Below are 25,059 nucleotides of genomic sequence, written 5' to 3' on the forward strand. Positions count from 1 at the left end.
CATTAGCCCTCCAGGACCAGGATAGTCTTCGGAATACGCTCATGAAAAAACTTCTTCTTATTGCTGTACCTGTCTTGCTGTCAGGCTGCAGCGTCTATAACCAGCTCGTTGAGCGCATGCAGACCGACACGCTGGAATATCGCTGTGATGAAAAGCCGCTGACCGTCAAGCTTAATAACCCACGCCAGGAAGCCAGCTTTGTCTATGACAATAAATTGCTGACGCTCAAGCAGGGGATCTCCGCCTCCGGCGCGCGCTACAGCGACGGTATTTACGTCTTCTGGTCGAAAGGTGACAGCGCCACCGTCTACAAACGCGACCGCATCGTGCTGAACAATTGCCAGCTCGAAAATCCGAAGCGTTGAGATTTTCACAGGGGCGGCGCACAATAGCGCCACCCAATCTCAACGTCACCTTATGCCATGTCTGATAACGACGAACTGCAGCAAATTGCGCATCTGCGCCGTGAATACACCAAAGGCGGCCTGCGTCGCCAGGATCTTCCCGCTGAACCTCTGGTGCTTTTTGAACGCTGGCTGAAACAGGCCTGCGAAGCAAAACTGGCCGACCCAACGGCCATGGTGGTTGCCACGGTGGACGAAAATGGTCAACCGTATCAACGTATCGTGCTGCTTAAGCATTATGACGAGAAAGGGCTGGTATTTTACACCAACCTGGGCAGCCGCAAAGCGCACCATTTAGAGAACAATCCCCGAATCAGTCTCCTGTTCCCCTGGCATATGCTGGAACGCCAGGTCATGGTCACAGGCAAAGCGGAGCGCCTTTCCACGCTGGAAGTGGTGAAGTACTTCCACAGCCGCCCGCGTGACAGCCAGATTGGCGCCTGGGTCTCAAAACAGTCCAGCCGAATTTCCGCCCGCGGTGTGCTGGAAAGCAAATTCCTTGAACTGAAGCAAAAATTCCAGCAGGGCGAAATTCCACTGCCCAGCTTCTGGGGCGGTTTCCGCATCCCGATCGAGCAGATTGAGTTCTGGCAGGGGGGCGAACATCGCCTGCACGACCGCTTTTTATACCAGCGCGACAACGGCGGCTGGAAAATCGACAGGCTTGCACCGTAATCCCCGAAATTTGTTGATTTAAGCGCTAGCGCACGCCGCGCTTGCGCTTTATTCTATGGTCCTTTCGCATCAGGCGAAAAGTCGTGTACCGGCAAAGGTGCAGTCGTTTATACATGGAGAATTTGATGGCAAGCAGTAACTTGATTAAACAATTGCAAGAGCGGGGCCTCGTGGCCCAGGTGACGGACGAGGAAGCGTTAGCAGAGCGACTGGCGCAAGGCCCGATCGCGCTCTATTGCGGCTTTGATCCCACCGCTGACAGCTTGCATTTGGGGCATCTTGTTCCATTGTTATGCCTGAAACGCTTCCAGATGGCAGGCCATAAGCCTGTGGCCCTGGTGGGCGGCGCGACCGGTCTGATCGGCGACCCAAGCTTTAAAGCCGCTGAGCGTAAACTGAACACCGAAGACACCGTGCAGGAGTGGGTGGATAAGATCCGCAAACAGGTTGCACCGTTCCTCGACTTCAACTGTGGTGATAACGCCGCGATTGCCGCCAATAACTACGACTGGTTTGGCAGCATGAACGTGCTGACCTTCCTGCGTGACATCGGCAAACACTTCTCTGTTAACCAGATGATTAACAAAGAAGCGGTAAAACAGCGCCTGAACCGTGACGATCAGGGTATCTCCTTTACTGAATTCTCTTATAACCTGCTGCAGGGCTACGACTTCGCCTGTCTGAACAAACTGCACGGCGTCTGCCTGCAGATTGGCGGTTCTGACCAGTGGGGTAACATTACTTCCGGTATCGATCTGACCCGTCGCCTGCATCAAAACCAGGTGTTTGGTCTGACCGTTCCGCTGATCACCAAAGCCGACGGGACTAAATTCGGTAAAACCGAAGGCGGTGCGGTATGGCTCGATCCGAAGAAAACCAGCCCGTACAAATTCTATCAATTCTGGATCAACACCGCGGATGCCGATGTTTACCGCTTCCTGAAGTTCTTCACCTTCATGGACATTGAAACCATCAACGCCCTGGAAGAAGAAGATAAAAACAGCGGTAAAGCACCACGCGCGCAGTATGTGCTGGCGGATGAAGTGACCAAACTGGTTCACGGTGAAGAAGGTCTGGCTGCGGCGAAACGCATTACCGCAAGCCTGTTCAACGGTACGCTGAGCGATTTGAGCGAAGCTGACTTCGAGCAGCTGGCGCAGGATGGCGTACCGATGGTTGAGATGGAGAAAGGGGCTGACCTGATGCAGGCGCTGGTGGACTCTGAGCTGCAGCCGTCTCGCGGGCAGGCGCGTAAAACCATTGCGTCTAACGCCATCACCATCAACGGTGAAAAACAGGCTGACCCGGAATACACCTTCGCCGACAGCGATCGCCTGTATGGCCGCTACACGCTGCTGCGTCGCGGCAAGAAAAATTACTGTCTGGTCTGCTGGAAATAAATAAAAGTCTCCAGGGGCGTGGGAAACCACGCCCTTTTTGTTTTTTCAGGGTTTGGTAAGCATAAAATGAAGAACATCCTCGCCATTCAGTCCCACGTTGTTTTTGGACATGCTGGCAATAGCGCGGCGGAATTCCCGATGCGCCGCCTCGGGGCTAACGTCTGGCCCCTCAATACCGTACAGTTCTCAAACCATACACAATACGGCAAATGGACCGGCTGCGTGATGCCGCCTTCGCATCTCACGGAGATCGTGCAGGGCATTGCCGATATCGACCAGCTCAAACGCTGTGACGCGGTTCTGAGTGGTTACCTGGGCTCCGCAGAGCAGGGGGAGCATATCCTCGGCATCGTTCGCCAGGTGAAAGCAGCCAATCCCGCAGCAAAATACTTCTGCGACCCGGTGATGGGTCATCCGGAAAAAGGCTGCATTGTGGCGCCTGGCGTGGCTGAATTCCATGTTCGCCATGCGTTACCTGCCAGCGATATCATCGCGCCCAACCTGATTGAGCTGGAGATCCTTTGCGAGCATCCGGTTAACAGCGTCGCAGAGGCGGTAAGCGCGTCTCGTGAACTGATAGCCCAGGGGCCTGAGATTGTGCTGGTGAAACATCTCGCCCGCGCAGGGCTGAGCAGAGACCGCTTTGAGATGCTGCTGGTGACCAAAGACGAAGCCTGGCACATCAGCCGTCCGCTGGTAGATTTTGGCCTGCGTCAGCCAGTGGGCGTGGGAGATGTGACCAGCGGGCTGTTGCTGGTGAAACTGCTACAGGGTGCGACGCTGCGCGAAGCGCTTGAGCATGTGACTGCAGCGGTGTACGAAATTATGATTGCGACGAAAGAGATGCAGGAATACGAACTGCAGGTAGTGGCGGCACAGGATCGTATTGCGCAGCCGGAGCACTATTTCAGCGCAACACAGCTCTAAACTATGCCGGGTAAGCGTCAGCGCCACCCGGCAACGCAGGCCGCTCGGTTAATTCAATCCTTCCGCTTTCAGCGCCGCGGCCACCGCAGGGCGCTCCGCCATACGCGTCATATATGCTGCGATATGGTCTAACCCGTCCAGATTCAGCTTAACAGCACGCGCCCAGCGCAGCACGGTAAAGAGATACGCATCGGCAATGGTGAAGCGTGCCCCGCAGATATACTGATCGTCCTTCAATGACTCATTGACGTACTGCAGCTTTTTCTCCAGCAGGGTGCGAACGGTCGGTTTGTACTCTTCCGGCGTGTCCGGGCGGAACAACGGCGTAAATCCTTTATGCAGTTCGGTTGCAATGTAGTTCAGCCACTCGAGCGTTTTATAGCGTGAAACCGTACTTACCGGGGCCAGCAGCTGGCGATCGGGCACGCTGTCTGCCAGGTACTGCATAATGGCGACGCCTTCTGTCAGCAGGGTACCGTCATCCAGAAGCAGGGCCGGAACTTGTCCCTTCGGGTTAATCGCAAAAAAATCGTCGCCGTTTTCCAGGCGCTTTTTCATCAGGTCAACGCCGTCCAGCGTGAAATCTTTGCCGCTCTCGCGCAGGGTAATATGGGAAGCAAGAGAGCACGCGCCCGGTTTGTAGAACAGTTTCATCGGTAACTCCTTTTTGCTGAGGTTTCAGCTATGTTAGTGCGCAAGCAAACAAAAAAAAAGCCGCTAATAAATTAGCGGCTCATCGTTTCTCAATAACGTCACGCGGTAGCGGTTTCGGTCGCTTTCGTCGCTTTGTCGTCGTCCTGAGTCATGCGGTTCAGCTTCGGTGCCGTCAGCAGCATCAGCGCCGCGATAACCGCCGTTGCGATACCAATCTGCAGGAAGACGGTGCCGTACACATTCAGGGAGACCAGCGGGTCAGTCACGTTCTCAGGCACCGCCATCAGGTTTGCGATTTTACCTGCGATGATGGCTGCACCGGCAGTGGTCAGGAACCAGCTACCCATGATGAAGCCCATCAGACGCTGTGGCACCAGCTGTGCAACCATCGCCAGACCCAGACCGGAGATCATCAGTTCACCGATAGACTGCAGGGCATAGCTCAGGATCAGCCAGTTAACGGAGACGATACCGGCGTCAGTCGCAAATTTGGTACCCAGTGGCAGCACGAGGAACGCACCAGAGCACAGCACCATACCGATGGCGAACTTGTGCGGCATTGGCAGACGGTCACCCATCTTGTTATAGATAGCCGCCAGAATTGGGCTACCAATCATGATCCAGAACGGGTTCAGCGCCTGATACTGCTCCGGCTCGAACGCGATACCCAGGATGGAGTGCTCAACGTTGCGAATAGCGAAGAAGTTCAGCGAGGTAGGCATCTGGCTGTAGAGCACGAAGAAGATAATCGCTTCCAGCATCAGGATGAAGGCCACAATCATCTTGCGACGGGCCGCACCCTGCATCGCGAAGGCTTCTTTCGCGAAGATGATGACGATACCCAGTGCCACCACGCCCAGAACGGCACGTGCAACACCCTGGTTATGCAGCAACCAGGTGGCGATGGCCGCGAGGATAACAACACCCACGATGGTGGCCAGCAGTTTGCCCATATGCACCGGTTCGAAATCAGGTTTTGAACCGTAGTCCTTAACCCAGCTACGGCAGAACAGGAAGTTCACAACGGTAATCAGCATACCGACAAAGCTCAGCGCAAACGCCACGCTCCAGCCGAATTTTGCGGCGAGCCATGGGGTTGCCAGCATGGAGAAGAATGAACCAATGTTGATGGACATGTAGTACATGGTGAATGCACCGTCCAGACGTGGGTCATCTTTGCTGTAGCAGGTAGAGAGCAGGGATGACGGGTTCGCTTTGAACAATCCATTACCAACGGCGATGGTTGCCATACCCATATAGACTACGGCTGCGTCATGACCAGACCAGGCAACCAGACCATAGCCGATTGCCAGAACAATGGCGCCCAGCATAATGACACGCTTCGTACCCAGAACTTTATCACCAAGCCAGCCGCCAATCGCGACCAGACCGTAAACGAGGGCACTGAATGAAGAGAACAGCGTGATGGAATCGGCTTCGGACATACCCAGCTGTTTTACCAGGTAAACCGCCATGATCCCTTGCAGGCCGTAATAACCAAAACGCTCCCATAACTCGATAGAGAAGATGAGATAGAACGCTTTTGGCTGTTTAAAAGCGTTCAAACTCACGCTTTCATCTGTTGGTTTATTGTTTGCAGTTGACACATATACCTCTTTTTTTACATCCCATATTAACGGGGGTGTTCATAGCGTGATGGCCGGAGTCCATCCGCTTTATAGTTATATTGGGAGGAGAAACGGCGGGTAATGTTCACTATCCTGACCCGTCTGGCAATACGTTTGTAATAATCTGTTACATATAACTGAGCCGCTATAATCCTCGGTTTCTGCAAATGTTATTCAGCGTTAAATTTTACACAATGGGTTTTGTTGGTTTTTTTGACTGCGAAAAACCGGCGGAGAGGGTTGTTTGGCGATATGTTCTGCTATTTACCGTTAAATGCAGTCATATAGCCCATATTCTGAAAAATGAGTGGTCTTATCTGCGGCCATTGAAGGATTACATCTTGTCTGGCAAAGGGTTTAGGTGGGATCTGACAACAAAAAATCAACATGAAGTTATCAGAGTGATCGCGATCACAAATGTATAGAAATTTTCGGTAGTGAAAAAACTATTAACCTGTTTGAGCGTTAAATAACCGAACAATTGACAGGGCGTAAGAGAACATATGCGGACAACTTGCGGCCTAAAGGAAGGTTTTTAGTTAAGCCTTCCTTTAGTAAGGTCTTGATGATGCGAAAGTAAAAAAGAATAACGCCGCTCAGGGATACACTTTTTCTTTATATTCGCAGAGATCTTCAATGATACATGAGCCGCAGCGAGGCTTTCTGGCAATGCAGGTATAACGGCCATGCAGGATAAGCCAGTGATGACAGTCGACTTTGAATTCAGCGGGAACCACTTTTAACAGTTTCTCCTCCACCTGTTCGACATTTTTACCCGGAGCGAAGTTGGTTCGGTTAGCGACACGGAAAATATGGGTATCAACCGCGATGGTCGGCCAGCCAAACGCGGTGTTCAGTACCACATTCGCCGTTTTACGTCCCACACCCGGCAACGCTTCCAGCGCCTCGCGATCTTCCGGCACTTCACCACCATGACGCTCCAGCAAAATGCGGCAGGTCTTAATGACGTTCTCCGCTTTGCTGTTAAACAGCCCGATGGTTTTGATATAAGACTTCACCCCTTCCACGCCCAGCTCCAGCATGGCTTTCGGGGTATTGGCCACCGGATAGAGCAGGGCGGTGGCCTTATTCACGCTCACGTCAGTGGCCTGAGCCGAAAGCAGCACTGCGATCAGCAGCTCAAACGGCGAAGTGAAATTCAGCTCAGTCGTCGGGTGCGGGTTTGCGTCCCGAAGACGGGTGAGGATCGCAATGCGCTTTTCTTTGTTCATGAGGCTTTCCCGGGTATCCCTTCCTGCACGCTGCGCTCAGCCGCGCGGCGCTTACGTTTTTCATCAATCAGGTATTTTATCGCCAGCATCATGCCAAGGCCAATAAACGCACCCGGTGGCAGCATAGCCAGCAGGAACGGCGTATCCGTATGAAACACCTCGATGCGTAAAACTTTAGCCCAGCTTCCCAGCAGCGCGTCTGCGCCGTCGAAGAGGGTACCGTTGCCAAGAATTTCACGCAGTGAGCCCAGAACGAACATCGCGCAGGTGGCTCCCATTCCGATGGAGAAACCATCCAGGGCCGACATCGCCGGGGTGTTCTTCACGGCAAAGGCTTCTGCACGCCCCACCACGATACAGTTGGTAACGATCAGCGGAATAAAAATCCCCAGTGACTGATACAGACCGAACGCGTAGGCATTAATCAGCATCTGAACGACGCTCACCACTGACGCGATGATCATGACGTAAATCGGAATACGGATTTCCGACGGCGTCCAGCGGCGCAGGGTGGAAATGGAGAGGTTGGTCAGGGTCAGCACCAGCGTGGTGGCAAGCCCCAGCCCCAATGCGTTGGTAGCGGTGGATGTCACCGCCAGCAGCGGGCACAATCCCAGCAGCTGTACCAGTGCGGAGTTGTTCTTCCACAACCCCTGGACAATGACCTCTTTAACCTGGCTCATGCTCACTCCTCACAGGCTGGAAGATTGTTAATCTGCGCAGGCAGCGTTTCTGCATACAACCCGGCACGTTTTACGGCATTCACGACGGCACGCGGCGTAATGGTGGCCCCGGTGAACTGGTCAAACTCGCCGCCATCTTTCTTGACGGCAAACGCCGGGTCCGCTTCGCCGTGGATCACCTTACCGGCAAAATGCAAAATCCAGTCGCTCAGGCGTGTCTCAATTTTATCCCCAAGGCCCGGCGTTTCGTGGTGTTGAGTCACGCGGGTACCCAACACGGTACCGGAAAAATCGGTACCCACAAGTAGCTGAATGGCACCGGAATACCCGTCTGGTGCCGTGGCCTCCATCACCACGCCCACCGCGTTATCGCCTCTACGGGCGATATAGAGACGATGCGGGCCTTTACCTAACTGCGGCGCCTGTACCACGAAACAGCTTTTCTGCAGGTCATTATCGTAGAAATCAGACGGCATCACCTGATCGAACAGCGCGCGTTGCTGCTTCGCGGCCTGTTCATCAATGGTCGTTTTGGTCAGTTCGTTCACCAGTGCCGTCATCCCGGTGAGGACAGCAGCGAAAATGGCCAGCGTGACGCCATGTTTTTGCATTGTTTTCAGCATCGCGAAACCCTTACCGATGGCCGTACACGCGCGGGCGCGTGTAGTAGTCAATGAGCGGAACGGTGATGTTGGCAAGCAGGACGGCGAACGCTACGCCATCCGGGTATCCGCCGAAACTGCGGATCAGCCACACCAGCAGACCGGCCAGCGCACCGAAGATCAGACGACCGCGATTGGTGGTCGAGGCGGTCACCGGATCGGTCAGAATAAAGAACGCGCCCAGCATGGTGGCGCCAGAGAGCAGATGCATCTGCGGGCTCGCCAGGGATTCAGGAGAGAAGAGCCAGCCCAGCGTGGAGCAGACCGCGAGCGTGACCAGGAAGCTCACCGGAATATGCCAGCGGATCGCTTTCTGCTGCAGCAGGAACAGGCCGCCCAACAGATATGCCAGGTTAACCCACTGCCAGCCAGCACCGGCCAGCACGCCGCTGTAAATGGCTGATTGCATGATTTGCTCAACGCTGTGCCCGGCACGCAGGGACGTTTTAAACGTATCGAGTGGTGTAGCCTGGCTGACACCATCCACACCCATACGCAACGCATTCATATCGGCACCGGACGCCGTATGGCCGGAAAAGATCACCTGAAGGGCATCCATAAAACCCGGCACCGTGGCGGCGATATCGTGCGGCGGCAGCCAGCTGGTCATTTGTACCGGGAAGGAGATAAGCAGTACCACGTAGCCGACCATCGCCGGGTTAAAGGGATTGTGGCCCAGCCCACCGTACAGCTGTTTGGCAATAATCACCGCAAACACCGTACCGAGCACGATCATCCACCACGGCGCACACGGCGGAATACTGATGGCCAGCAGCAGGCCCGTCAGCAGGGCGGAGTTATCGCTGAGAATACGGGAGATGTTCATCTTACGCAGCTTCAGCACCAGCGCTTCGGCCGCTACGGCGCTGGCACAGCCCAGCACTAACTGGAACAGGGTTCCCCAGCCGAAAAACCAGAACTGAACGGCAATACCCGGCAGCGCGGCCAGGCAGACCAGCATCATAATGCGCGACGTCTGGCGCTGGTTATGGGTGTAAGGGGAACTTGCGATTCTGAAAACCATTTAATCCTCGTTAACTGCTTGCTGTGCGGCTTTCTTCGCCTGAACGCGTGCAATCGCGGCGGCGACGGCGGCTTTGCGTGGATCGTCGTTCGCGGCAGGCTGTTGTACTTCCTGCTGAGCCGCTTTCCGTGCTTTGGCGCGGGCGATGGCTGCTTCGACAGCGGCTTTGCGCGGGTCGACTGGTGCCTCTTCTGCAGCTGGTTGTGGTTGCTGCGCCGCTTTCCGTGCTTTGGCCCGGGCGATGGCCGCTTCGACAGCCGCTTTACGCGGATCGACCGGCGCCTCTTCTGTGGCCGGTTGCGGTTGCTGCGCCGCTTTCCGCGCTTTAGCGCGGGCTATCGCGGCTTCAACGGCGGCTTTGCGCGGGTCTGCGGCCTCTTGCTCAACGACCACCTGCTGCTCTCCCTCTTTCCGTGCTTTGGCGCGGGCGATGGCCGCTTCAACGGCCGCTTTACGCGGATCGACACGGGTTTCTTCCGATTGCCCTGTTTGCGCTTTTTCCGCCTGACGCGCGCGTGCCGCGGCCTTACGCGCTTCACGTGCGGCAATGGCTTCGCTGTTATCTGGCTTCTCACCGGCGGAGATCACCACAGGTTGCGCTGCGGTCGCTTTTTTCTCGCGCACGCGAGCCAGCGCCGCGTTAATGGCATCCTGATCTTTCTCGCCTGGCTGAACGGCAGCCTGCTTATGACGCTCCTGACGGGCCAGTTTTTCACGCTCCAGACGAGCCTGGCGGGCTTCAAAGCGGGCTTTCGCTTCGGCAGCGCGTTTTTCTTCCATCGAGATGGCATAAATCTCGGCCTTCTCCTGACGGAAGTACTGCACCAGCGGAATGTTGCTAGGGCAGACCCAGGCGCACGCGCCGCATTCGATGCAGTCAGCCAGATTATGCGCTTGTGCTTTATCGTGCAGCTGACCTTTGCTGTACCAGTACAACTGCTGTGGAAGCAGATCGGCCGGGCAGGCATCGGCGCAGGCGCTGCAGCGGATGCAGCCTTTCTCTTCCTGCTCTTCACCCATTTCGGTGGGGGAGGGGGCGAGCAGGCAGTTAGTGATTTTTACGACCGGAACGTCCAGCCACGGCAAGGTAAAGCCCATCAATGGACCGCCCATGATCACCATCTGATCGCTGCCGGGACAGAATCCGGCCTGCTCCAGAAGATGACGAACCGGCGTGCCCAGACGCGCCCAGACGTTCCCCGGACGAGACACTGACTCGCCCGTCAGCGTCACCACGCGTTCGGTCAGGGGTTCACCGTCAATCACCGCGCGTTTCACGGCGTAGGCGGTACCCACGTTTTGCATCAGCACGCCAATATCCGACGAGCGGCCGCCGTGGGGAACCTGCTTTCCGGTGAGTATTTGCGTCAGCTGTTTTGCCCCGCCCGACGGGTACTTGGTCGGAATGACGCGCAGGCTGATATCGTGGCTACCGGCGAGCACCGCGCGCAGCATGGAAATGGCCTGCGGTTTGTTATCCTCAATGCCAATTAGCACTTCACGAGGCTGCAGCACATGGGCGAGGATACGGATCCCCTCCACGACCTGCGCGGCGCAGTCCTGCATCAGGCGGTCATCGGCGGTGATATAGGGTTCGCATTCGGCGGCGTTGATAATCAGGGTCTGAATTTTATCGCCGCCACCGCGCAGTTTGACGCCGGTCGGGAACCCTGCGCCACCCAGCCCGGCAACGCCGAACTGATGAATACGGTCGATAAGCGCTTCCCGGCTGCGGGCGCGGTAGTCGCTCCAGCCATCACGTTCGATCCAGCGGTCTTCGCCGTCGGCTTCAATAATGACGCTCAGTTCGGAGAGGGCTGACGGATGTGCAACGGTGTGAGGGGTAATCGCCACCACTTTACCGGATGTCGGGGCGTGGATCGGCAGCATACGCCCACGACCAAAGGTCAATGGCTGGCCGCGAAGGACGGTATCGCCTTCTTTAACGCACAACTCACCCTCAGCGCCAATGTGCTGCTTCAGCGGCATGACGAAACGGGTCGCCAGCGGAATTTGACGCAGCGGCGTGCCGCTGGACTGGGTTTTCATCTCTGGCGGATGGATCCCGCCGTCAAAGTCCCAAATCTTCTCTTTTCTGAAAGCAGAAAATAACTTAAGCATGTTGTTCCACAGGAATATTGCGAACCGGAATGGTTTGAAGATCCCACTTCCAGCTTTCGGTAGTCGTTTCAACCGGGCGCAACTCAATACATTGCGTCGGGCAGGGTGCCACGCAGAGGTTACAGCCGGTGCACAGATCCGCCACAACGGTGTGCATGGCGCGGGTGGCGCCAACAATGGCGTCGACAGGGCATGCCTGAATACACTTGGTGCAGCCAATGCAGTTCGCTTCGTCAATCACCGCGAGGGCACGCACGGGCTCCTGCACCTGCGCATCGCCATCAATGGGTTGCGGGTCGACGTTTAGCAGCGCTGCAATTTTCAGCATTACCGCTTCGCCACCTGGCGCACAGCGGTTGATTTTCTCACCCTGAATACCCACGGCTTCTGCATAGGGACGACAGCCAGGATAGCCGCACTGCCCACACTGGCTTTGCGGTAAAAGCTCATCGATTTTTTCAACAATAGGATCGTCCTCTACCGCGAATCGGCGGGAGGCGTAACCCAGAATCAGGCCAAACACCAACCCCAGCACGCTGATGGAGACGATGGCAATCCAGATGGTATTCATTACAACTTCACCAGACCACTAAAGCCCATAAAGGCCAGAGACATTAAACCTGCGGTCACCAGCGCAATCGCGTTTCCGCGAAAGGGCGCAGGGATATCCGCTGCGGCGAGGCGCTCACGAATAGAGGCAAACAGCACCATCACCAGCGAGAAACCGACGGCGGCAGAAAAACCGTACAGCGCCGACTGCATGAAATTATGCCCGAGATTAATGTTCAACAGCGCTACGCCAAGAACGGCACAGTTGGTGGTGATCAACGGCAGAAAGATACCCAGCAGGCGATAGAGCGCCGGGCTGGTTTTACGCACCACCATTTCGGTAAATTGCACCACTACGGCAATGACCAGAATAAAGGCCAGCGTACGGAGATAGACTAAACCCAGCGGGATGAGGATCCAGGTATCAATCAACCAGGCGCAGATGGACGCCATCGTCATCACGAAGGTGGTTGCCAGCCCCATGCCCATTGCCGTTTCCAGCTTTTTGGACACGCCCATAAACGGACACAGGCCAAGAAACTTCACCAGAACGAAGTTGTTAACCAGCACTGTGCCGACAAAGAGCAGTAAGTAATCGGTCATTATTCAGCCTGAAATAAAAAAGCCGCCTATTATCGGATAAACCACAACAGGCGACAACAGGTTATCTGTAAGGTTATTACGGATTCACGAAGGTGTTCTTCACCCGCGTCGAACGCTTGAAATAGGGCACCAGAAGCGCCGCCGCCAGTAACGGGAAAAGCAGCTGACGAACGGCCAGCGCATCCGAAACCGGTGAAAAAGCAAAGGCTTTCACCGCCAGCAGTACGGAAACGAGCAGCCAGATGATGTAGTGCTTAGGCACATTTTTGCGGCGTTTAAAGAACGCAATGGTTAGCCACAGCGTGTAGTACCACATGCCTATGGCGAAGACGAATGACACGAACCACAGCGTAATATTCAGCACACTTTGCGACATCAGGGTCTGGATTGCATGAGGGGTAACCAGCGCGGTGGTATAAAGCAGCAGCGCAAGTGATGCGCTTAATAAGGCAACCAGCAGCCATGCCAGTGGGGCGATTAACCAGCCTCCAATTCTTTCTCCAGGCGTTGCGGTCATGAACTCTCCCATAAATCTGCGCGAAATGTTGTACAGCCAGTTTGCAGGGCGGAGAGTATATAACATTTCGCGCGGATGGCTACTTTCTTATAAAACGTAACGCCATACGGACTTAGGCACTTCGCCGACGTTAAACAAACGGCCACCGGAGACCAGCTCCGCACGGCGATGATCCGCTGCACGATACATATTGATGATGTCCTGATTATCCGACAGCGTGTAGTTCAGGTGGTCAAACAGTTTTTCCAGGCTCTCAAGGGAATTGATCTTGCGAAATTTTAATAAATAGTCCTGAACTGTCATATTAATAAGTTTCCATATAAAAGTGAGTCATACCCGTTAAGGTAATTCGTTTGAATAATAAACGGATTAATAAAGACGTAAACTGCCCACTCAGGTAACGCGACTAAATTAGGAGTTTTCTTTGCGAAAGATTCAGGCATCAGATGATGCCTGGAAGAGAAGGTTAACCGTGTTCACCGGGAGTGGCAATAAGTAACTGACATATTATGTCACTCTTTATTACCGTAACCGGTTACTTAGGTTGGGCGACAGTGACAGGCTCCGGCGGTTGGTAGTTATCGATGTGGCTGGCAACGCCAAGCAAAATGACCGATACCCCAAGAACAATCCATCCCGCTAATTCAATGATTCGATTAATAATTGACGTCATAATTCGTGTTTGTAATTTATCCATAAATACCGGTTGCAAATGTTACAGCGCCAGGGGGGAGACAGCAAGTGCTTTGGGAACGGTTCCCTTAAGCACAATCAGCGGGTTAACCCCATATAACAAAAACAACCGGAGCAGGATGCTATTTTAAGTCATATGGCACATGCTTAATCTGTCATGAGGCCAGGTTAGCCAGTGTGAAATAAGAACATCACAGGAGAGGGCAACACTATGAGTGATAGCATCCGTGTCGGGCTTATTGGTTACGGGTATGCGAGCAAAACATTCCATGCGCCGTTAATTGCCGGTACGCCGGGAATGGCGCTGGCGGCGGTGTCGAGCAGCGATGCCACCAAGGTGCATGCCGACTGGCCCACCGTTCCGGTTGTCTCTGAGCCTAAGCACCTTTTCAATGATCCGAATATCGATTTAATTGTGATCCCCACGCCGAACGACACCCATTTCCCGCTGGCGAAGGCGGCGCTGGAAGCAGGTAAGCATGTCGTCGTCGATAAACCCTTTACCGTGACGTTGTCTCAGGCACGCGAGCTGGACGCGCTGGCGAAAAGCCTTGGCAGATTGCTGTCGGTGTTTCATAACCGCCGCTGGGACAGCGATTTTCTCACGGTAAAAGCGCTGCTCAGCGAGGGAACGCTCGGGGAGATAACCTTCTTTGAATCGCATTTTGATCGTTTCCGGCCGCAGGTGCGAAACCGCTGGCGTGAGCAAGCCGGGCCAGGCAGCGGCATCTGGTACGATTTAGCCCCACACCTGCTCGACCAGGCCGTGAATCTGTTTGGCCTGCCGGTGAGTATGACGGTCGATCTGGCCCAGCTCAGACCCGGCGCGCAAACGACCGATTATTTTCATGCCATCCTGAGCTACCCGCAACGGCGGATAGTGCTGCACGGAACGATGGTTGCGGCTGCGGAATCTGCGCGTTATATCATTCACGGCACGCGGGGGAGCTATGTGAAGTTTGGTCTGGATCCGCAGGAAGACCGGCTGAAAAACGGCGAGCGTTTGCCTCAGGAAGACTGGGGATATGATATGCGAGACGGGGTAGTGACCAAAGTGGAGGGGGAGACGCTGGTAGAAGAAACCATGCTGACGAGCCCGGGGAACTACCCGGCATATTATGCGGCCGTGCGTGATGCGCTGAACGGCACGGGGGAAAACCCGGTACCAGCCAGTCAGGCGATTCAGATCATGGAGTTGATTGAACTGGGCATTGAATCTGCCAAACATCGCGCCACGCTCTGTCTGGCATAAGTGTTGTTGGCCGGGTAGGGCGTAGCCGCCACCCGGCAAAGGGGTTACGCGTTTGCCACCTTATCCCGAAGCGCCTGCTTCTCTTCCGGCGTGAGGAAGGCCATCTCCAGCCCATTAATCTGCGCCTGGCGGATCTGTTCGCGGCTCAGGCCCGCCTGCGGTGCGGCGACAGTGTACTCGTGGATAATGTCCACGCCCTGTACCGCCGGGTCATCGGTATTCAGCGAGGCCAGCACGCCGTGCTCAAGGAAGGTTTTCAGCGGGTGCTTATCCAGCGCGGGCACGGTGCTGGTCTGAATATTGGAGGTCAGGCAGGATTCAATCCCGATACGTTGCTCGGCCAGGAAGTCCATCAGGGCGCGATCTTCCACCGCTTTTACACCGTGACCGATACGCTCGGCACCCAGTTCACGGATGGCCTGCCAGATGCTCTCCGGCCCCGCCGCTTCACCGGCGTGAACGGTTACATGCCAGCCGGCATCACGTGCGCGGTTGAAATGTGACAGGAACAGGCTGCCCGGGAAGCCCAGTTCATCCCCGGCCAGGTCGACTGCGGTGATCGCGTCACGATGCGCCAGCAGCGCTTCCAGTTCCTGCAGACAGGCCGCTTCGCCGAAGGTACGGCTCATGATGCCAATCAAACGGGCCTGCACATCGAAGGCTTTGCACCCTTCACGGACACCTTCAATAACGGCTTCAACCACGCCTGCAACGGGCAGGCTGTGGGTCATCGCCATATAGCCTGGCGAAAAGCGCAGTTCGACATAGTGCAGGCCGTTACGGGCGGCATCTTCGATGTTCTCAAAAGCGACACGGCGACAGGCATCCAGTGAGGCCAGCATCTTTACGCCCCAGTCGAGTTTGCTCAAAAAACTGACCAGATCCGGTTCATTAGAGGTGACCTGAACGTGCGGGATCAGGGTTTCAAGCGATTGAGCAGGGAGCGTTAAATTGTACTGGCGGCCAAGATCGAGGATGGTTTGGGCACGAATGTTACCGTCAAGGTGACGATGAATATCTGTTAAAGGCAGGCGTGTATCAATCATGGTCGCACTCTTTTCTGGTTAAAGTGCGCCACATTATAAAAACAAAACGAGGTAAAAAGCTATTTGCGCAAGGGAATATTCCGTTGCGCAAACAAACTACAGGAGCGTGTTGATACCCGCAATCAGCCGCTGCACCCCTTGTTTCAGCTTGCTGCGCGGGCAGCCGGCATTCAGGCGGATAAAACCGATGCCTTCGTTTCCGTAGGTATATCCCGGCATGATGGCGACTTTTTGCTGCTCAATCAGTACGTTTTGCAGGGCGCGATCGTCAATATTTAACGGGCGCAGGTCAATCCAGGCGAGATAGGTCGCCTCGGGTGGCGTCCAGTTTAGTACCGGAAAAGCGCTGTTCATTTCACGTGCGATAAATTTCAGGTTCTCTTCCAGATAGTCGCGCAGCGCGGCAAGCCACGGCTCACCCTGCTGATAGGCGGCAATATGCGCCGTCAGTGCCAGCACGGAGGGAGAGGAGAGGCCGTCACGGCCTTTTAGCGCGCTCAGATACGCATTACGGCTCTCCTCATCGCCTATTAACCCATATGCGCCGGTCAGTGCCGGGATATTAAAGCTCTTGGAGCCTGAGGTCAGCAGTGCCCATTTACCGCGCGCGACCCTGTTCCATGGCGTGTGGCGATGTTCTCCCCATACCATGTCCATATGAATTTCATCGCTTATCACCGCCACGTCATAGCGCGCGCACAGTTCAGCCATCTGCGCCAGCTCCTCCTGCGTCCAGACCTTGCCGGTCGGGTTTTGCGGGCTGCACAGCAGCAATATTTTGTTTTCCGGTTTCGCCAGGGCGGCCTCAAGCGCGGCCATATTTCCCTGCCAGCCCGTCGCCTGTTTCTCCATCGCCACTGGCACCACGCGGCGCGCATTGCCTTCAATGGCTTTATAAAACGCGTCATAAGCCGGGGTATGCACCACCACACCATCTCCCGGCATCGACCACAGGCGAATCAGCTCAGAGACCATATAGATCACGGAAGGGCCATAAACAACGGTTTCAGTATCAATCCGGCTGTTAAAACGTTGCTGGAACCAGTGCGCCACCGCGGCCAGGAATTCTTCGTTTTTCCAGCGGCTGTAGCCAAACACGCGGTGATCAATACGTTGATGTAGCGCATCGATAATGCAGGGGGCGGTGGCGAAATCCATATCAGAGATCGTAAAGGGCAGCAGGTCGGCGGCACCAAAACGGTCGGCAACATAATCCCACTGTGTACACCAGGTGCCGTGGCGATCGACAACGGTCGAGAAATCAAACATGACGTATGTCCTTAAAGTAAAACCCCCTCAGCGTGAGGGGGTGAGGCATCAGGCTTCGACTGTGCGCATCAGGGTGGCCAGCTCATCTTTGACCGACTGCACCTGCGGGCCGATAACCACCTGCAAATTGTGTTGATTCAACTGTACCACGCCGATTGCCCGGTTGGCTTTCAGGGCATTGGTATCCACTTTCGACATATCCGCCACCGACAGACGCAGACGGGTAATGCAGTTATCCAGAGAGGTAATGTTATCCGCACCGCCCAGCGCCGCCAGAATTGCCGGCGTGTTATAACCCGATTTACCCACTGTACCGGCAACGGCCTGTTCCACGCTGGTGGCGGTTTCGGCATCGCGGCCTGGCGTTTTCAGGTTAAAGCGGGTAATGGCGAAGCGGAAGATACCGTAGTACACCACGAACCAGATCGCCGCCACGACCGGTACCAGATACCACTTGGTGGACAAACCATGCAGGATGCCGAACACCACGAAATCAATTACGTTGCCGTCGGTGTTACCGATGGTGACGCCCAGCACCGCCATCACGGTAAAGCCCAGACCGGTCAGCACCGCGTGGATGAGATACAGCACCGGCGCGACAAACAGGAACAGGAATTCGATAGGCTCAGTCGTACCGCCTACAACGCAGGCGATTACCCCGGAAATCAACAGCCCTTTAATTTTGTGACGATTTTCCGGTCGAGCGCAGTGGTACATCGCCAGCGCCGCGCCTGGCAGACCGCCGAGGAAGGCCGGCATTTTACCCTGTGACAGGAAGCGGGTCGCACTCTCAGAGAAGCCATGAGTGGTTGGGCAGCTCAGCTGCGCCTGGAAGATGGTCAGCGCACCGCTTACATCATGACCGCACACTTCCATGGTGCCGCCTGCTTCGGTGAAGCGAATCAGCGCCACCAGAATATGTTGCAGGCCAAACGGCAGCAGCAGACGTTCGCCGGTACCGAAGATCATCGGGCCGAAATCGCCCGCGCCGTTAATGATACGGCCAATACCGTTGATACCGAGCGCAAAGACCGGCCAGATCAGCGGGATGACCAGACCAAACAGCCCCATGACCACGAGAGTAATAATTGGCACGAAGCGGGTGCCGCCGAAGAAAGCCAGGGCATCGGGGAGGCGGATATTGTGGAAGCGCTCATGCAGCATCCAGATAATGACCCCCGCGATCACCGCGCCGAGGATCCCGGTGTCGATGGACTGAATACCAATCACGCTCTGAATGTTGTTGGCTTTCAGCACCGCAGCATCGGTAGTGGGCAGGATGCCTTTGGCGGTCAGCCAGAAGTTCACCGCAAGGTTCATCACCGCGTAGCCCACAAAACCGGCGAACGCCGCCACGCCTTTATTCTCACGCGCCAGGCCCAGCGGGATGGCGATACAGAACATCACGGGCAGGAAACTGAAGGCAAAGGAGCCGACCTTACTCATCCAGATAAAGATCGCCTGCAGCACAGGGGTACCGAGGAACGGGATCAGCGTAATGACGTCCTTACTGCTGAGCGAGCTGCCGATCCCGAGCATGATCCCGCAGAACGAGAGAAGCGCCACGGGCAGCATAAAGGTTTTACCCAGTTGCTGGAAAAATTCCCACAGCGATATTTTTTGTGCTGTTTTCGCCGTCATAAAACGACTCCTTTATTGTTAAAATCAGTTTGTCTGCTTCAATGCTGCGAGAAGATAAAACGTTTTATCAAAGTTTAGTGCGCGCTGAATCACATTCTCAGCCTTTCACTGGTAGTATAAAGATAACGTATTGATAAAACGTTTTACCGATCTCATTATCAGGGAGTCACGCCAACACATGGCTGTAGCGAAAAAGATCACCATCAACGATGTCGCGCTGGCGGCGGGGGTTTCCGTCAGCACCGTTTCACTGGTCCTGAGTGGAAAAGGGCGCATCTCTCCCGCGACCGGTCAGCGGGTTAACGACGCCGTTGAACAACTGGGTTTTGTGCGTAACCGTCAGGCGTCGGCCCTGCGCGGGGGACAAAGCGGCGTGATTGGCCTGATCGTGCGTGACCTGACTTCACCCTTTTACGCCGAACTGACCGCCGGGTTAACCGAAGCGCTGGAGGCGCAGGGACGAATGGTGTTTCTGCTCCACGGTGGACGCGAGCCGGACCAGCTTCTTTCCCGGCTCGACATGCTGCTCACCCAGGGCGTTGACGGTGTGATTGTTGCCGGAGCGTCGGGCGTGAGTAGTGAATTATGCGAGCGCGCGGCCGCTAAAGGGGTGCCGCTGGTCTTTGCGTCGCGCGCCAGTTATCTGGATGAAGCCGATACCCTGCGGCCAGACAACATGCAGGCGGCTCAAATGTTGACCGAGCATCTTATTCGTCGCGGGCATCAGCGGATTGCCTGGCTCGGCGGAAAAAGCTCGTCGCTGACCCGCGCCGAACGGGTGGGCGGTTATTGCGCGACGCTGATTAAATACGGTTTACCGTTCCACAGCGAGTGGGTGGTAGAGTGTGAATCCAGTCAGAAAAAAGCCGCAGAAGCGATCGGTGCACTGTTAAGCAGCAGTCCGACGATAAGCGCCGTGATTTGCTATAACGATGTGATTGCGATGGGGGCCTGGTTTGGTCTGATCCGCGCCGGGCGTCAGAGCGGTGAGGGGGGTGTTGAAACCTTCTTCGGCCATCAGGTGGCGTTAGGGGCATTTGCCGACGTTGGCGAAAATGCGCTGGACGATCTGCCCATCGTCTGGGCCACCACGCCCGCACGGGAGATGGGCTACACGCTGGCGGACAGGATCATGCAGCGCATCGAAAAAACAGACGTGCAGGCCGGGCACCAGATTGTGGCGGCGCGGTTAGTCACGGTGAAATAACCCAGAGCACGTTGCGGAGCGTAGGCCAGATAAGGCATCGCCGCCCCCCGGCAATAAAAAACCCCTCATGCGAGGGGTTTTGTCGTTTACTGCTGTGGCGCCGCAGGTTCGGCTGGCGCTGCTGGTTCAGCCGGTTCCGGCATGCCCAGGGCAGGCATACCAAACATGCCGACAAAGTCCTCCAGCGGCATTTTGTCACCGTTGAGCGTCACCTGGCCGTTGGCATATTGCAGGCTGGTGGAAATCGTGTTGTCGTCCACCTTCGTGATACGGAACATCTGGCCCATCGCCGCCAGGCCTTTCACCTGCTGGTTTGCCAGCTTACCGGCATCGTCATCGCCGTACCCTTCAAGCTTCGCAATCTGAGTCATAAACTCGGTTGCCATGTCCATTGGGATCGTCAGCTTGCTGTCCAGAGACTTCACGCTGCGATCCACTTCCTGGGCCAGCGTTTGCGGTTCGCCCGTTGCGGTTGCCGGATCTTTCAGGAACAGAGACAGGTTAAAGCTGGTTTCGCCTTTGCTGTTTTTCCAGCTCAGCGGAGCGACGGTGATCACCGGTTCACCTTTGAGCAGGATAGGCAGGTTGTTGAACAGCACGGCCATCGCCTGCTGCTGATACACTTCCGGGTTCTGCTGCAGCGCGGCATCGGTCAGCAGCGCCTGGCTCTCTTTGCTGTATTTCTGGCTGAATTCATGCCACGCCTGACCGTCAATATTGCCGATCTTCAGCGAAAGCTTGCCGGTACCCAGGTCCTGATTCTGCACTTTCAGGCTCTGCAGGGTGTAATCCAGCTGAGTATTGATGCTCTTACCGTCTTTGGAGACATCCGATTTACCATCAACGTCCATGCCTTCCAGCACGGCCATCTCTTTACCTTCAATCGCAATGGCAATCTTATCAATCGTGAGTTTCTGATCGCCGATACGCTCTTTGAAGTCGGTCATGCGGCTGTTGCCGTCTGCTTTCAAATTGTTGAAGGTAATCTGTACCTTCTGATCGTATTCGTTAACGGCGTTGACCAGACCGCTTTGCGCTTCCCCTGTCAGGGAGAGCACGTTCCCTTCGCGGTCAGCATCTACGGTGAAGTTGCCACCGCTGAAGGTGACTTTCTCGTTCTCTTTCTCGTAGTTCAGCGCCTTCAGCGCGATATTCGAGCGGGTGTCACCGGCATAGCTGATGCGGGTATCAACCGCGAAAGGTGATTCATTTTTTGCCAGTTCGAACAGCGGCTTAGTTAAGTCGTTATTCACCAGCACGGTGTGAACGGACGCCATTGATGGGATCAGATTAAAGGACTTCAGCTGCGCCAGCGGGAACGGACCGTGACTTACCACCTCATCCAGCACCACCGTCTGGCCCGGCTTCAGCCAGCCATTTTCATTTCCGGCAACGGGCTTCACCACAAGCTGCATATGGCTGGTGAATACCCCGCGCTCATAATTCTGATAGCTCAGCTCTACACCCGCTTCCGGTGCGCCACGCTTAATTTGGCTGTTAGCCTGTGCCACCATCTCAGCCAGACGGCTCTCCAGCTGCTTCCCGGTAAACCAGGATGCTCCCGTCCAGACTACGCCTAACGCTACAATCACGCCTACCGCTACGACCGATTTTTTCATTGCGACTATCCCTAAAATGAAACCAGGCGGTAGAAACCGCCCGGAGATATAAAGCCTGCCACTAGCTTAGCAAGAGTTGTTAAAAAATTCAGTATTGTCTAAAGCTTATTAAATACGCGCGCCAGGCGACCGGTACCGCTTACGCTGACCGGGGACTCATTAGCAGCAACGAATGCTGACTCACCCGGCTTAAGCACCAGACGCTGTTCGCCTTTATGCAGTGTCGCTTCACCCTCAACGCAGAACAGGATCGCCGCGCTCTCCTGCGCGATGGTCGTTTCGGTCTGGCTGAGGTCGTGCAGGGAGAAAGCAAAATCGTCAACCGGAATAGGGAAGTCCAGCTCTGCGCCATTTTTGACGGGCTGAGTAAGCAGCTCGGCAGCAGGTTTTGCCACAAACTTCACGTTAGCCACCAGTTCAGGGATGTCGATATATTTCGGCGTCAGACCCGCGCGCAGCACGTTGTCCGAGTTGGCCATTACCTCCAGCGCCACACCCTGCAGATAGGCATGCGGCGTTTCTGCGAACAGGAACATGGCTTCGCCCGGGTTTAGCTTCACCACGTTCAGCAGCAGCGGGGAGAACAGGCCGCTGTCGTCCGGGTAAAACGCAGAAATCAGACGGATGGTGTCCCATGGTTCGCCCTGCTGGCCGTCCAGCGCCGCTTTCAGCACCGCCAGGGCGTGGGATTGCTCGTCGCCCTGCATGTTGAGCAGGCTGGCGAACAGCTGGCTCAGGCTTTCCGCGTTCGGATTTGCCAGGAAATGTGCGATAGCGTTATGCGCTCCTGCGACCGGCTGCAGCAGAGAGATGATCTCGGAGAACTCGCGAAACGCGTTCATCGCCAGGAAAGGGGTCAGCGCAAAGACCAGCTCCGGCTTGTGGTTCGGATCTTTATAGTTACGCTCGGCGGCATCTAACGGGATACCGGCCGCATTCTCTTTTGCAAAGCCAATTTCAGAGGCTTTCTTGTTCGGGTGAACCTGGATGGAGAGAGGTTGATCGGCACACAGCACCTTAAACAGGAACGGCAGCTCGCCAAAACGGCTGGCCACGCTGTTGCCCAGCAGCGTGGCTTTATCGGCATCAATTACGTCGCGCAGCGCGCGCACCTGGCCGCTGGCATCTTCAACTTTTGAGCTGCTCTTCGGGTGGGCGCCCATCCACAGTTCTGCCATCGGCAGGTTGTCCGGGTTCGCGATACCGTAGAGTTCCGTTAACGCAGTTTTACTTCCCCAGGCGTAGTTTTGCACTGAGTTGATGAGTTTTTGCATTATCAAGCCCTGATTCAAATGTGGAATAAACTCCGGGTATTAAAGCAATAAACCACATGGAAGTAACCTGCGGATGTAAAAAGTCGTACTAGTCTCAGTTTTTGTTAAAAAATTGTGTAGGATAAGCTGACTCGCTTTTAAGCCGGGCAGCGGAACATCTGCCCTGAATAATCAGACCGACGCAGTAAGTGAGAGAACAATGTCGAACAAACCCTTTCATTACCAGGATCCTTTCCCGCTCGGTAAGGATCAGACCGAATATTACCTGTTAACCCGCGATCACGTCTCTGTCTCTGAGTTTGAAGGGCAGGAGATCCTCAAGGTCGATCCGCAGGCGCTGACCTTGCTGGCGCAGCACGCCTTCCACGACGCCTCGTTTATGCTCCGTCCTGCGCATCAGCAGCAGGTGGCTGATATTCTCAGCGACCCGGAGGCCAGCGAAAACGATAAGTATGTCGCGCTGCAGTTCCTGCGTAACTCCGATATCGCGGCAAAAGGCATTCTGCCGACCTGCCAGGACACCGGTACGGCCATCATCGTGGGTAAAAAAGGCCAGCGTGTCTGGACCGGAGGCGGCGATGAAGCCGCGCTGGCGCACGGTGTCTACAACACTTACACCGAAGACAACCTGCGCTACTCGCAAAACGCGGCGCTGGATATGTATAAAGAGGTCAACACCGGCACCAACCTGCCTGCGCAAATTGACCTCTATAGCGTGGACGGCGATGAGTACAAATTCCTTTGCATCGCGAAAGGCGGCGGTTCAGCCAACAAAACCTACCTCTACCAGGAAACGAAAGCGCTGCTCACACCGGGCAAGCTGAAGAACTACCTGGTGGAAAAAATGCGTACCCTCGGGACTGCAGCCTGCCCGCCATACCATATCGCCTTTGTCATTGGCGGCACGTCGGCGGAAGCGACGCTGAAAACCGTGAAGCTGGCATCGACTAAATACTACGACGGCCTGCCAACCGAAGGGAACGAACACGGCCAGGCGTTCCGCGATGTTCAGCTTGAGCAGGAGCTGCTGGAAGAAGCGCGTAATCTGGGGCTCGGCGCACAGTTCGGCGGTAAATACTTTGCTCACGACGTGCGTGTGATCCGTCTGCCGCGCCACGGCGCATCCTGCCCGGTGGGTATGGGCGTCTCATGTTCGGCGGATCGTAACATCAAAGCGAAGATCAACCGTGAAGGCGTGTGGATCGAAAAACTGGAGAACAATCCGGGTAAGTACATTCCGGAAGCGCTGCGTAAAGCCGGTGAAGGTGAAGCGGTTCGCGTTGATCTGAACCGTCCGATGAAAGAGATTCTGGCGCAGCTGTCTCAGTACCCGGTCTCGACGCGTCTCTCCCTGAACGGCACGATCATCGTCGGCCGCGACATCGCCCATGCGAAGCTGAAAGAGCGCCTGGACAACGGCGAAGGGTTGCCGCAGTACATCAAAGATCATCCGATCTACTACGCGGGCCCGGCGAAAACGCCAGAGGGTTATGCCTCCGGCTCATTAGGCCCAACCACCGCAGGCCGCATGGACTCCTATGTTGACCAGCTCCAGGCCAACGGCGGCAGCATGATCATGCTGGCGAAAGGCAACCGCAGCCAGCAGGTGACGGATGCGTGCCACAAGCACGGCGGGTTCTACCTGGGCAGTATCGGTGGTCCGGCGGCCGTACTGGCGCAGGGCAGCATCAAGAGCCTGGAGTGCGTGGAATACCCGGAACTGGGTATGGAAGCGATCTGGAAAATTGAAGTGGAAGATTTCCCGGCGTTTATCCTGGTGGATGACAAAGGCAATGACTTCTTCAAGCAGATCCAGTCCTCTCAGTGTTCGGCATGTGTGAAGTAAGCTAAAAAGCCGGGTGGCGGCTACGCCACCCGGCACCAAAAAGAGCGCACAAAGCGCCATAACGTTTCTCAGAAGTCATCAATACTTATCTCTTAAGCATGTGAGCAATCCCATCTTTAATTATCAAGGAGAA

The 25,059-nt window shown here is 55.5% G+C and carries 24 protein-coding genes; 7 read left to right on the top strand and 17 right to left on the bottom strand.

The features are described from left to right. Window positions 1-41: 41 nt before the first annotated feature. The 4 genes from mliC to pdxY all read left to right on the top strand — a co-directional run bounded on the left by mliC (window position 42) and on the right by pdxY (window position 3,406). Window positions 42-365, top strand: a complete 324-nt coding sequence (mliC, locus tag ACQG22_RS10030; RefSeq protein ID WP_013096910.1) for a C-type lysozyme inhibitor — start codon at window positions 42-44, stop codon at window positions 363-365. 57 nt (window positions 366-422) lie between these two features. Beyond that, a complete protein-coding gene (pdxH, locus tag ACQG22_RS10035) occupies window positions 423-1,079 on the top strand; it encodes a pyridoxamine 5'-phosphate oxidase (protein ID WP_013096909.1) in 657 nt (218 codons plus the stop codon). A gap of 125 nt (window positions 1,080-1,204) precedes the next feature. Continuing rightward, a complete protein-coding gene (gene tyrS / locus ACQG22_RS10040) occupies window positions 1,205-2,479 on the top strand; it encodes a tyrosine--tRNA ligase (RefSeq protein WP_014831636.1) in 1,275 nt (424 codons plus the stop codon). Window positions 2,480-2,545: 66 nt separating this feature from the next. Next, complete coding sequence (gene pdxY, locus ACQG22_RS10045) at window positions 2,546-3,406, top strand: pyridoxal kinase PdxY (RefSeq protein ID WP_013096907.1); 861 nt, start codon at window positions 2,546-2,548, stop codon at window positions 3,404-3,406. A 48-nt stretch (window positions 3,407-3,454) separates the two neighbouring features. Here pdxY and gstA read toward each other — a convergent pair whose 3' ends face one another. The 12 genes from gstA to blr all read right to left on the bottom strand — a co-directional run bounded on the left by gstA (window position 3,455) and on the right by blr (window position 13,740). Further along, entirely contained in the window at window positions 3,455-4,060 is a 606-nt protein-coding gene (gene gstA / locus ACQG22_RS10050) for a glutathione transferase GstA (protein ID WP_102752627.1), read from the bottom strand. Between the two features lie 98 nt (window positions 4,061-4,158). Beyond that, on the bottom strand, window positions 4,159-5,667 hold the full coding sequence (gene dtpA / locus ACQG22_RS10055) for a dipeptide/tripeptide permease DtpA (protein WP_013096905.1): 1,509 nt from the start codon (window positions 5,665-5,667) through the stop codon (window positions 4,159-4,161). Between the two features lie 617 nt (window positions 5,668-6,284). Next, window positions 6,285-6,920, bottom strand: a complete 636-nt coding sequence (gene nth, locus ACQG22_RS10060) for an endonuclease III (RefSeq protein WP_020688297.1) — start codon at window positions 6,918-6,920, stop codon at window positions 6,285-6,287. Continuing rightward, window positions 6,917-7,603: an electron transport complex subunit E gene (locus ACQG22_RS10065; RefSeq protein WP_023622212.1), complete on the bottom strand. Its 687-nt coding sequence runs from the start codon at window positions 7,601-7,603 to the stop codon at window positions 6,917-6,919. The genes nth and ACQG22_RS10065 overlap by 4 nt, the downstream gene beginning before the upstream one ends. A 2-nt stretch (window positions 7,604-7,605) precedes the next feature. Continuing rightward, entirely contained in the window at window positions 7,606-8,226 is a 621-nt protein-coding gene (rsxG, locus tag ACQG22_RS10070; RefSeq protein ID WP_047352548.1) for an electron transport complex subunit RsxG, read from the bottom strand. A 10-nt stretch (window positions 8,227-8,236) separates the two neighbouring features. Then, window positions 8,237-9,289 (bottom strand): electron transport complex subunit RsxD, encoded by a 1,053-nt coding sequence (gene rsxD, locus ACQG22_RS10075; protein WP_369706621.1) that lies wholly within the window; start codon window positions 9,287-9,289, stop codon window positions 8,237-8,239. Then, window positions 9,290-11,410 carry an electron transport complex subunit RsxC gene (rsxC, locus tag ACQG22_RS10080; protein ID WP_369706622.1) on the bottom strand — a complete coding sequence of 707 codons (2,121 nt, stop codon included), beginning with the start codon at window positions 11,408-11,410 and terminating at the stop codon, window positions 9,290-9,292. Continuing rightward, entirely contained in the window at window positions 11,403-11,981 is a 579-nt protein-coding gene (rsxB, locus tag ACQG22_RS10085; protein WP_369706623.1) for an electron transport complex subunit RsxB, read from the bottom strand. The genes rsxC and rsxB overlap by 8 nt, the downstream gene beginning before the upstream one ends. Then, window positions 11,981-12,562 carry an electron transport complex subunit RsxA gene (rsxA, locus tag ACQG22_RS10090; protein ID WP_013096898.1) on the bottom strand — a complete coding sequence of 194 codons (582 nt, stop codon included), beginning with the start codon at window positions 12,560-12,562 and terminating at the stop codon, window positions 11,981-11,983. Before rsxA ends, rsxB begins: the two co-directional genes overlap by 1 nt. A 76-nt stretch (window positions 12,563-12,638) precedes the next feature. Then, complete coding sequence (locus ACQG22_RS10095) at window positions 12,639-13,079, bottom strand: DUF2569 domain-containing protein (protein WP_013096897.1); 441 nt, start codon at window positions 13,077-13,079, stop codon at window positions 12,639-12,641. A gap of 87 nt (window positions 13,080-13,166) precedes the next feature. After that, the gene (gene ydgT, locus ACQG22_RS10100; protein WP_013096896.1) at window positions 13,167-13,382 is read right to left on the bottom strand and encodes a transcription modulator YdgT; all 216 of its coding nucleotides are present in this window, start codon (window positions 13,380-13,382) and stop codon (window positions 13,167-13,169) included. Between the two features lie 232 nt (window positions 13,383-13,614). After that, complete coding sequence (blr, locus tag ACQG22_RS10105) at window positions 13,615-13,740, bottom strand: division septum protein Blr (protein ID WP_168112406.1); 126 nt, start codon at window positions 13,738-13,740, stop codon at window positions 13,615-13,617. Between the two features lie 243 nt (window positions 13,741-13,983). Between blr and ACQG22_RS10110 the strand changes: the two genes are divergently transcribed. Beyond that, window positions 13,984-15,024 (top strand): oxidoreductase, encoded by a 1,041-nt coding sequence (locus tag ACQG22_RS10110; RefSeq protein ID WP_048971248.1) that lies wholly within the window; start codon window positions 13,984-13,986, stop codon window positions 15,022-15,024. Window positions 15,025-15,068: 44 nt separating this feature from the next. Here the strand turns inward: ACQG22_RS10110 and add are convergent, their stop codons facing one another. The 3 genes from add to malX all read right to left on the bottom strand — a co-directional run bounded on the left by add (window position 15,069) and on the right by malX (window position 18,980). Next, the gene (gene add, locus ACQG22_RS10115) at window positions 15,069-16,070 is read right to left on the bottom strand and encodes an adenosine deaminase (RefSeq protein ID WP_013096893.1); all 1,002 of its coding nucleotides are present in this window, start codon (window positions 16,068-16,070) and stop codon (window positions 15,069-15,071) included. 96 nt (window positions 16,071-16,166) lie between these two features. Continuing rightward, a complete protein-coding gene (locus ACQG22_RS10120; RefSeq protein ID WP_038980399.1) occupies window positions 16,167-17,339 on the bottom strand; it encodes a MalY/PatB family protein in 1,173 nt (390 codons plus the stop codon). Between the two features lie 48 nt (window positions 17,340-17,387). Continuing rightward, a complete protein-coding gene (gene malX / locus ACQG22_RS10125) occupies window positions 17,388-18,980 on the bottom strand; it encodes a maltose/glucose-specific PTS transporter subunit IIBC (RefSeq protein ID WP_020688287.1) in 1,593 nt (530 codons plus the stop codon). Between the two features lie 178 nt (window positions 18,981-19,158). Here malX and ACQG22_RS10130 point away from each other — a divergent pair, with 178 nt between their 5' ends. Then, window positions 19,159-20,187, top strand: a complete 1,029-nt coding sequence (locus ACQG22_RS10130) for a Mal regulon transcriptional regulator MalI (RefSeq protein WP_029882782.1) — start codon at window positions 19,159-19,161, stop codon at window positions 20,185-20,187. Between the two features lie 86 nt (window positions 20,188-20,273). Here ACQG22_RS10130 and ACQG22_RS10135 read toward each other — a convergent pair whose 3' ends face one another. After that, window positions 20,274-21,806, bottom strand: coding sequence for a YdgA family protein (locus ACQG22_RS10135; protein ID WP_058661242.1), 1,533 nt, complete (start codon window positions 21,804-21,806; stop codon window positions 20,274-20,276). 98 nt (window positions 21,807-21,904) lie between these two features. Further along, entirely contained in the window at window positions 21,905-23,080 is a 1,176-nt protein-coding gene (gene manA, locus ACQG22_RS10140) for a mannose-6-phosphate isomerase (protein WP_058661244.1), read from the bottom strand. A 199-nt stretch (window positions 23,081-23,279) separates the two neighbouring features. Here manA and fumA point away from each other — a divergent pair, with 199 nt between their 5' ends. Continuing rightward, window positions 23,280-24,926, top strand: a complete 1,647-nt coding sequence (fumA, locus tag ACQG22_RS10145) for a class I fumarate hydratase FumA (RefSeq protein ID WP_013096879.1) — start codon at window positions 23,280-23,282, stop codon at window positions 24,924-24,926. Window positions 24,927-25,059 lie beyond the last annotated feature (133 nt).

Source organism: Enterobacter cloacae complex sp. 309I3 (assembly GCF_050031595.1).
Lineage (GTDB): Bacteria > Pseudomonadota > Gammaproteobacteria > Enterobacterales > Enterobacteriaceae > Enterobacter > Enterobacter cloacae.

What these genes read in the sequence shown, in the direction of transcription:
- mliC (WP_013096910.1), top strand. Translation starts at nt 42, where the DNA reads ATGAAAAAACTTCTTCTTATTGCTGTACCTGTCTTGCTGTCAGGCTGC.
- pdxH (WP_013096909.1), top strand. Translation starts at nt 423, where the DNA reads ATGTCTGATAACGACGAACTGCAGCAAATTGCGCATCTGCGCCGTGAA.
- tyrS (WP_014831636.1), top strand. Translation starts at nt 1,205, where the DNA reads ATGGCAAGCAGTAACTTGATTAAACAATTGCAAGAGCGGGGCCTCGTG.
- pdxY (WP_013096907.1), top strand. Translation starts at nt 2,546, where the DNA reads ATGAAGAACATCCTCGCCATTCAGTCCCACGTTGTTTTTGGACATGCT.
- gstA (WP_102752627.1), bottom strand. Translation starts at nt 4,060, where the DNA reads ATGAAACTGTTCTACAAACCGGGCGCGTGCTCTCTTGCTTCCCATATT.
- nth (WP_020688297.1), bottom strand. Translation starts at nt 6,920, where the DNA reads ATGAACAAAGAAAAGCGCATTGCGATCCTCACCCGTCTTCGGGACGCA.
- ACQG22_RS10065 (WP_023622212.1), bottom strand. Translation starts at nt 7,603, where the DNA reads ATGAGCCAGGTTAAAGAGGTCATTGTCCAGGGGTTGTGGAAGAACAAC.
- rsxG (WP_047352548.1), bottom strand. Translation starts at nt 8,226, where the DNA reads ATGCTGAAAACAATGCAAAAACATGGCGTCACGCTGGCCATTTTCGCT.
- rsxD (WP_369706621.1), bottom strand. Translation starts at nt 9,289, where the DNA reads ATGGTTTTCAGAATCGCAAGTTCCCCTTACACCCATAACCAGCGCCAG.
- rsxC (WP_369706622.1), bottom strand. Translation starts at nt 11,410, where the DNA reads ATGCTTAAGTTATTTTCTGCTTTCAGAAAAGAGAAGATTTGGGACTTT.
- rsxB (WP_369706623.1), bottom strand. Translation starts at nt 11,981, where the DNA reads ATGAATACCATCTGGATTGCCATCGTCTCCATCAGCGTGCTGGGGTTG.
- rsxA (WP_013096898.1), bottom strand. Translation starts at nt 12,562, where the DNA reads ATGACCGATTACTTACTGCTCTTTGTCGGCACAGTGCTGGTTAACAAC.
- ACQG22_RS10095 (WP_013096897.1), bottom strand. Translation starts at nt 13,079, where the DNA reads ATGACCGCAACGCCTGGAGAAAGAATTGGAGGCTGGTTAATCGCCCCA.
- ydgT (WP_013096896.1), bottom strand. Translation starts at nt 13,382, where the DNA reads ATGACAGTTCAGGACTATTTATTAAAATTTCGCAAGATCAATTCCCTT.
- ACQG22_RS10110 (WP_048971248.1), top strand. Translation starts at nt 13,984, where the DNA reads ATGAGTGATAGCATCCGTGTCGGGCTTATTGGTTACGGGTATGCGAGC.
- add (WP_013096893.1), bottom strand. Translation starts at nt 16,070, where the DNA reads ATGATTGATACACGCCTGCCTTTAACAGATATTCATCGTCACCTTGAC.
- ACQG22_RS10120 (WP_038980399.1), bottom strand. Translation starts at nt 17,339, where the DNA reads ATGTTTGATTTCTCGACCGTTGTCGATCGCCACGGCACCTGGTGTACA.
- malX (WP_020688287.1), bottom strand. Translation starts at nt 18,980, where the DNA reads ATGACGGCGAAAACAGCACAAAAAATATCGCTGTGGGAATTTTTCCAG.
- ACQG22_RS10130 (WP_029882782.1), top strand. Translation starts at nt 19,159, where the DNA reads ATGGCTGTAGCGAAAAAGATCACCATCAACGATGTCGCGCTGGCGGCG.
- ACQG22_RS10135 (WP_058661242.1), bottom strand. Translation starts at nt 21,806, where the DNA reads ATGAAAAAATCGGTCGTAGCGGTAGGCGTGATTGTAGCGTTAGGCGTA.
- manA (WP_058661244.1), bottom strand. Translation starts at nt 23,080, where the DNA reads ATGCAAAAACTCATCAACTCAGTGCAAAACTACGCCTGGGGAAGTAAA.
- fumA (WP_013096879.1), top strand. Translation starts at nt 23,280, where the DNA reads ATGTCGAACAAACCCTTTCATTACCAGGATCCTTTCCCGCTCGGTAAG.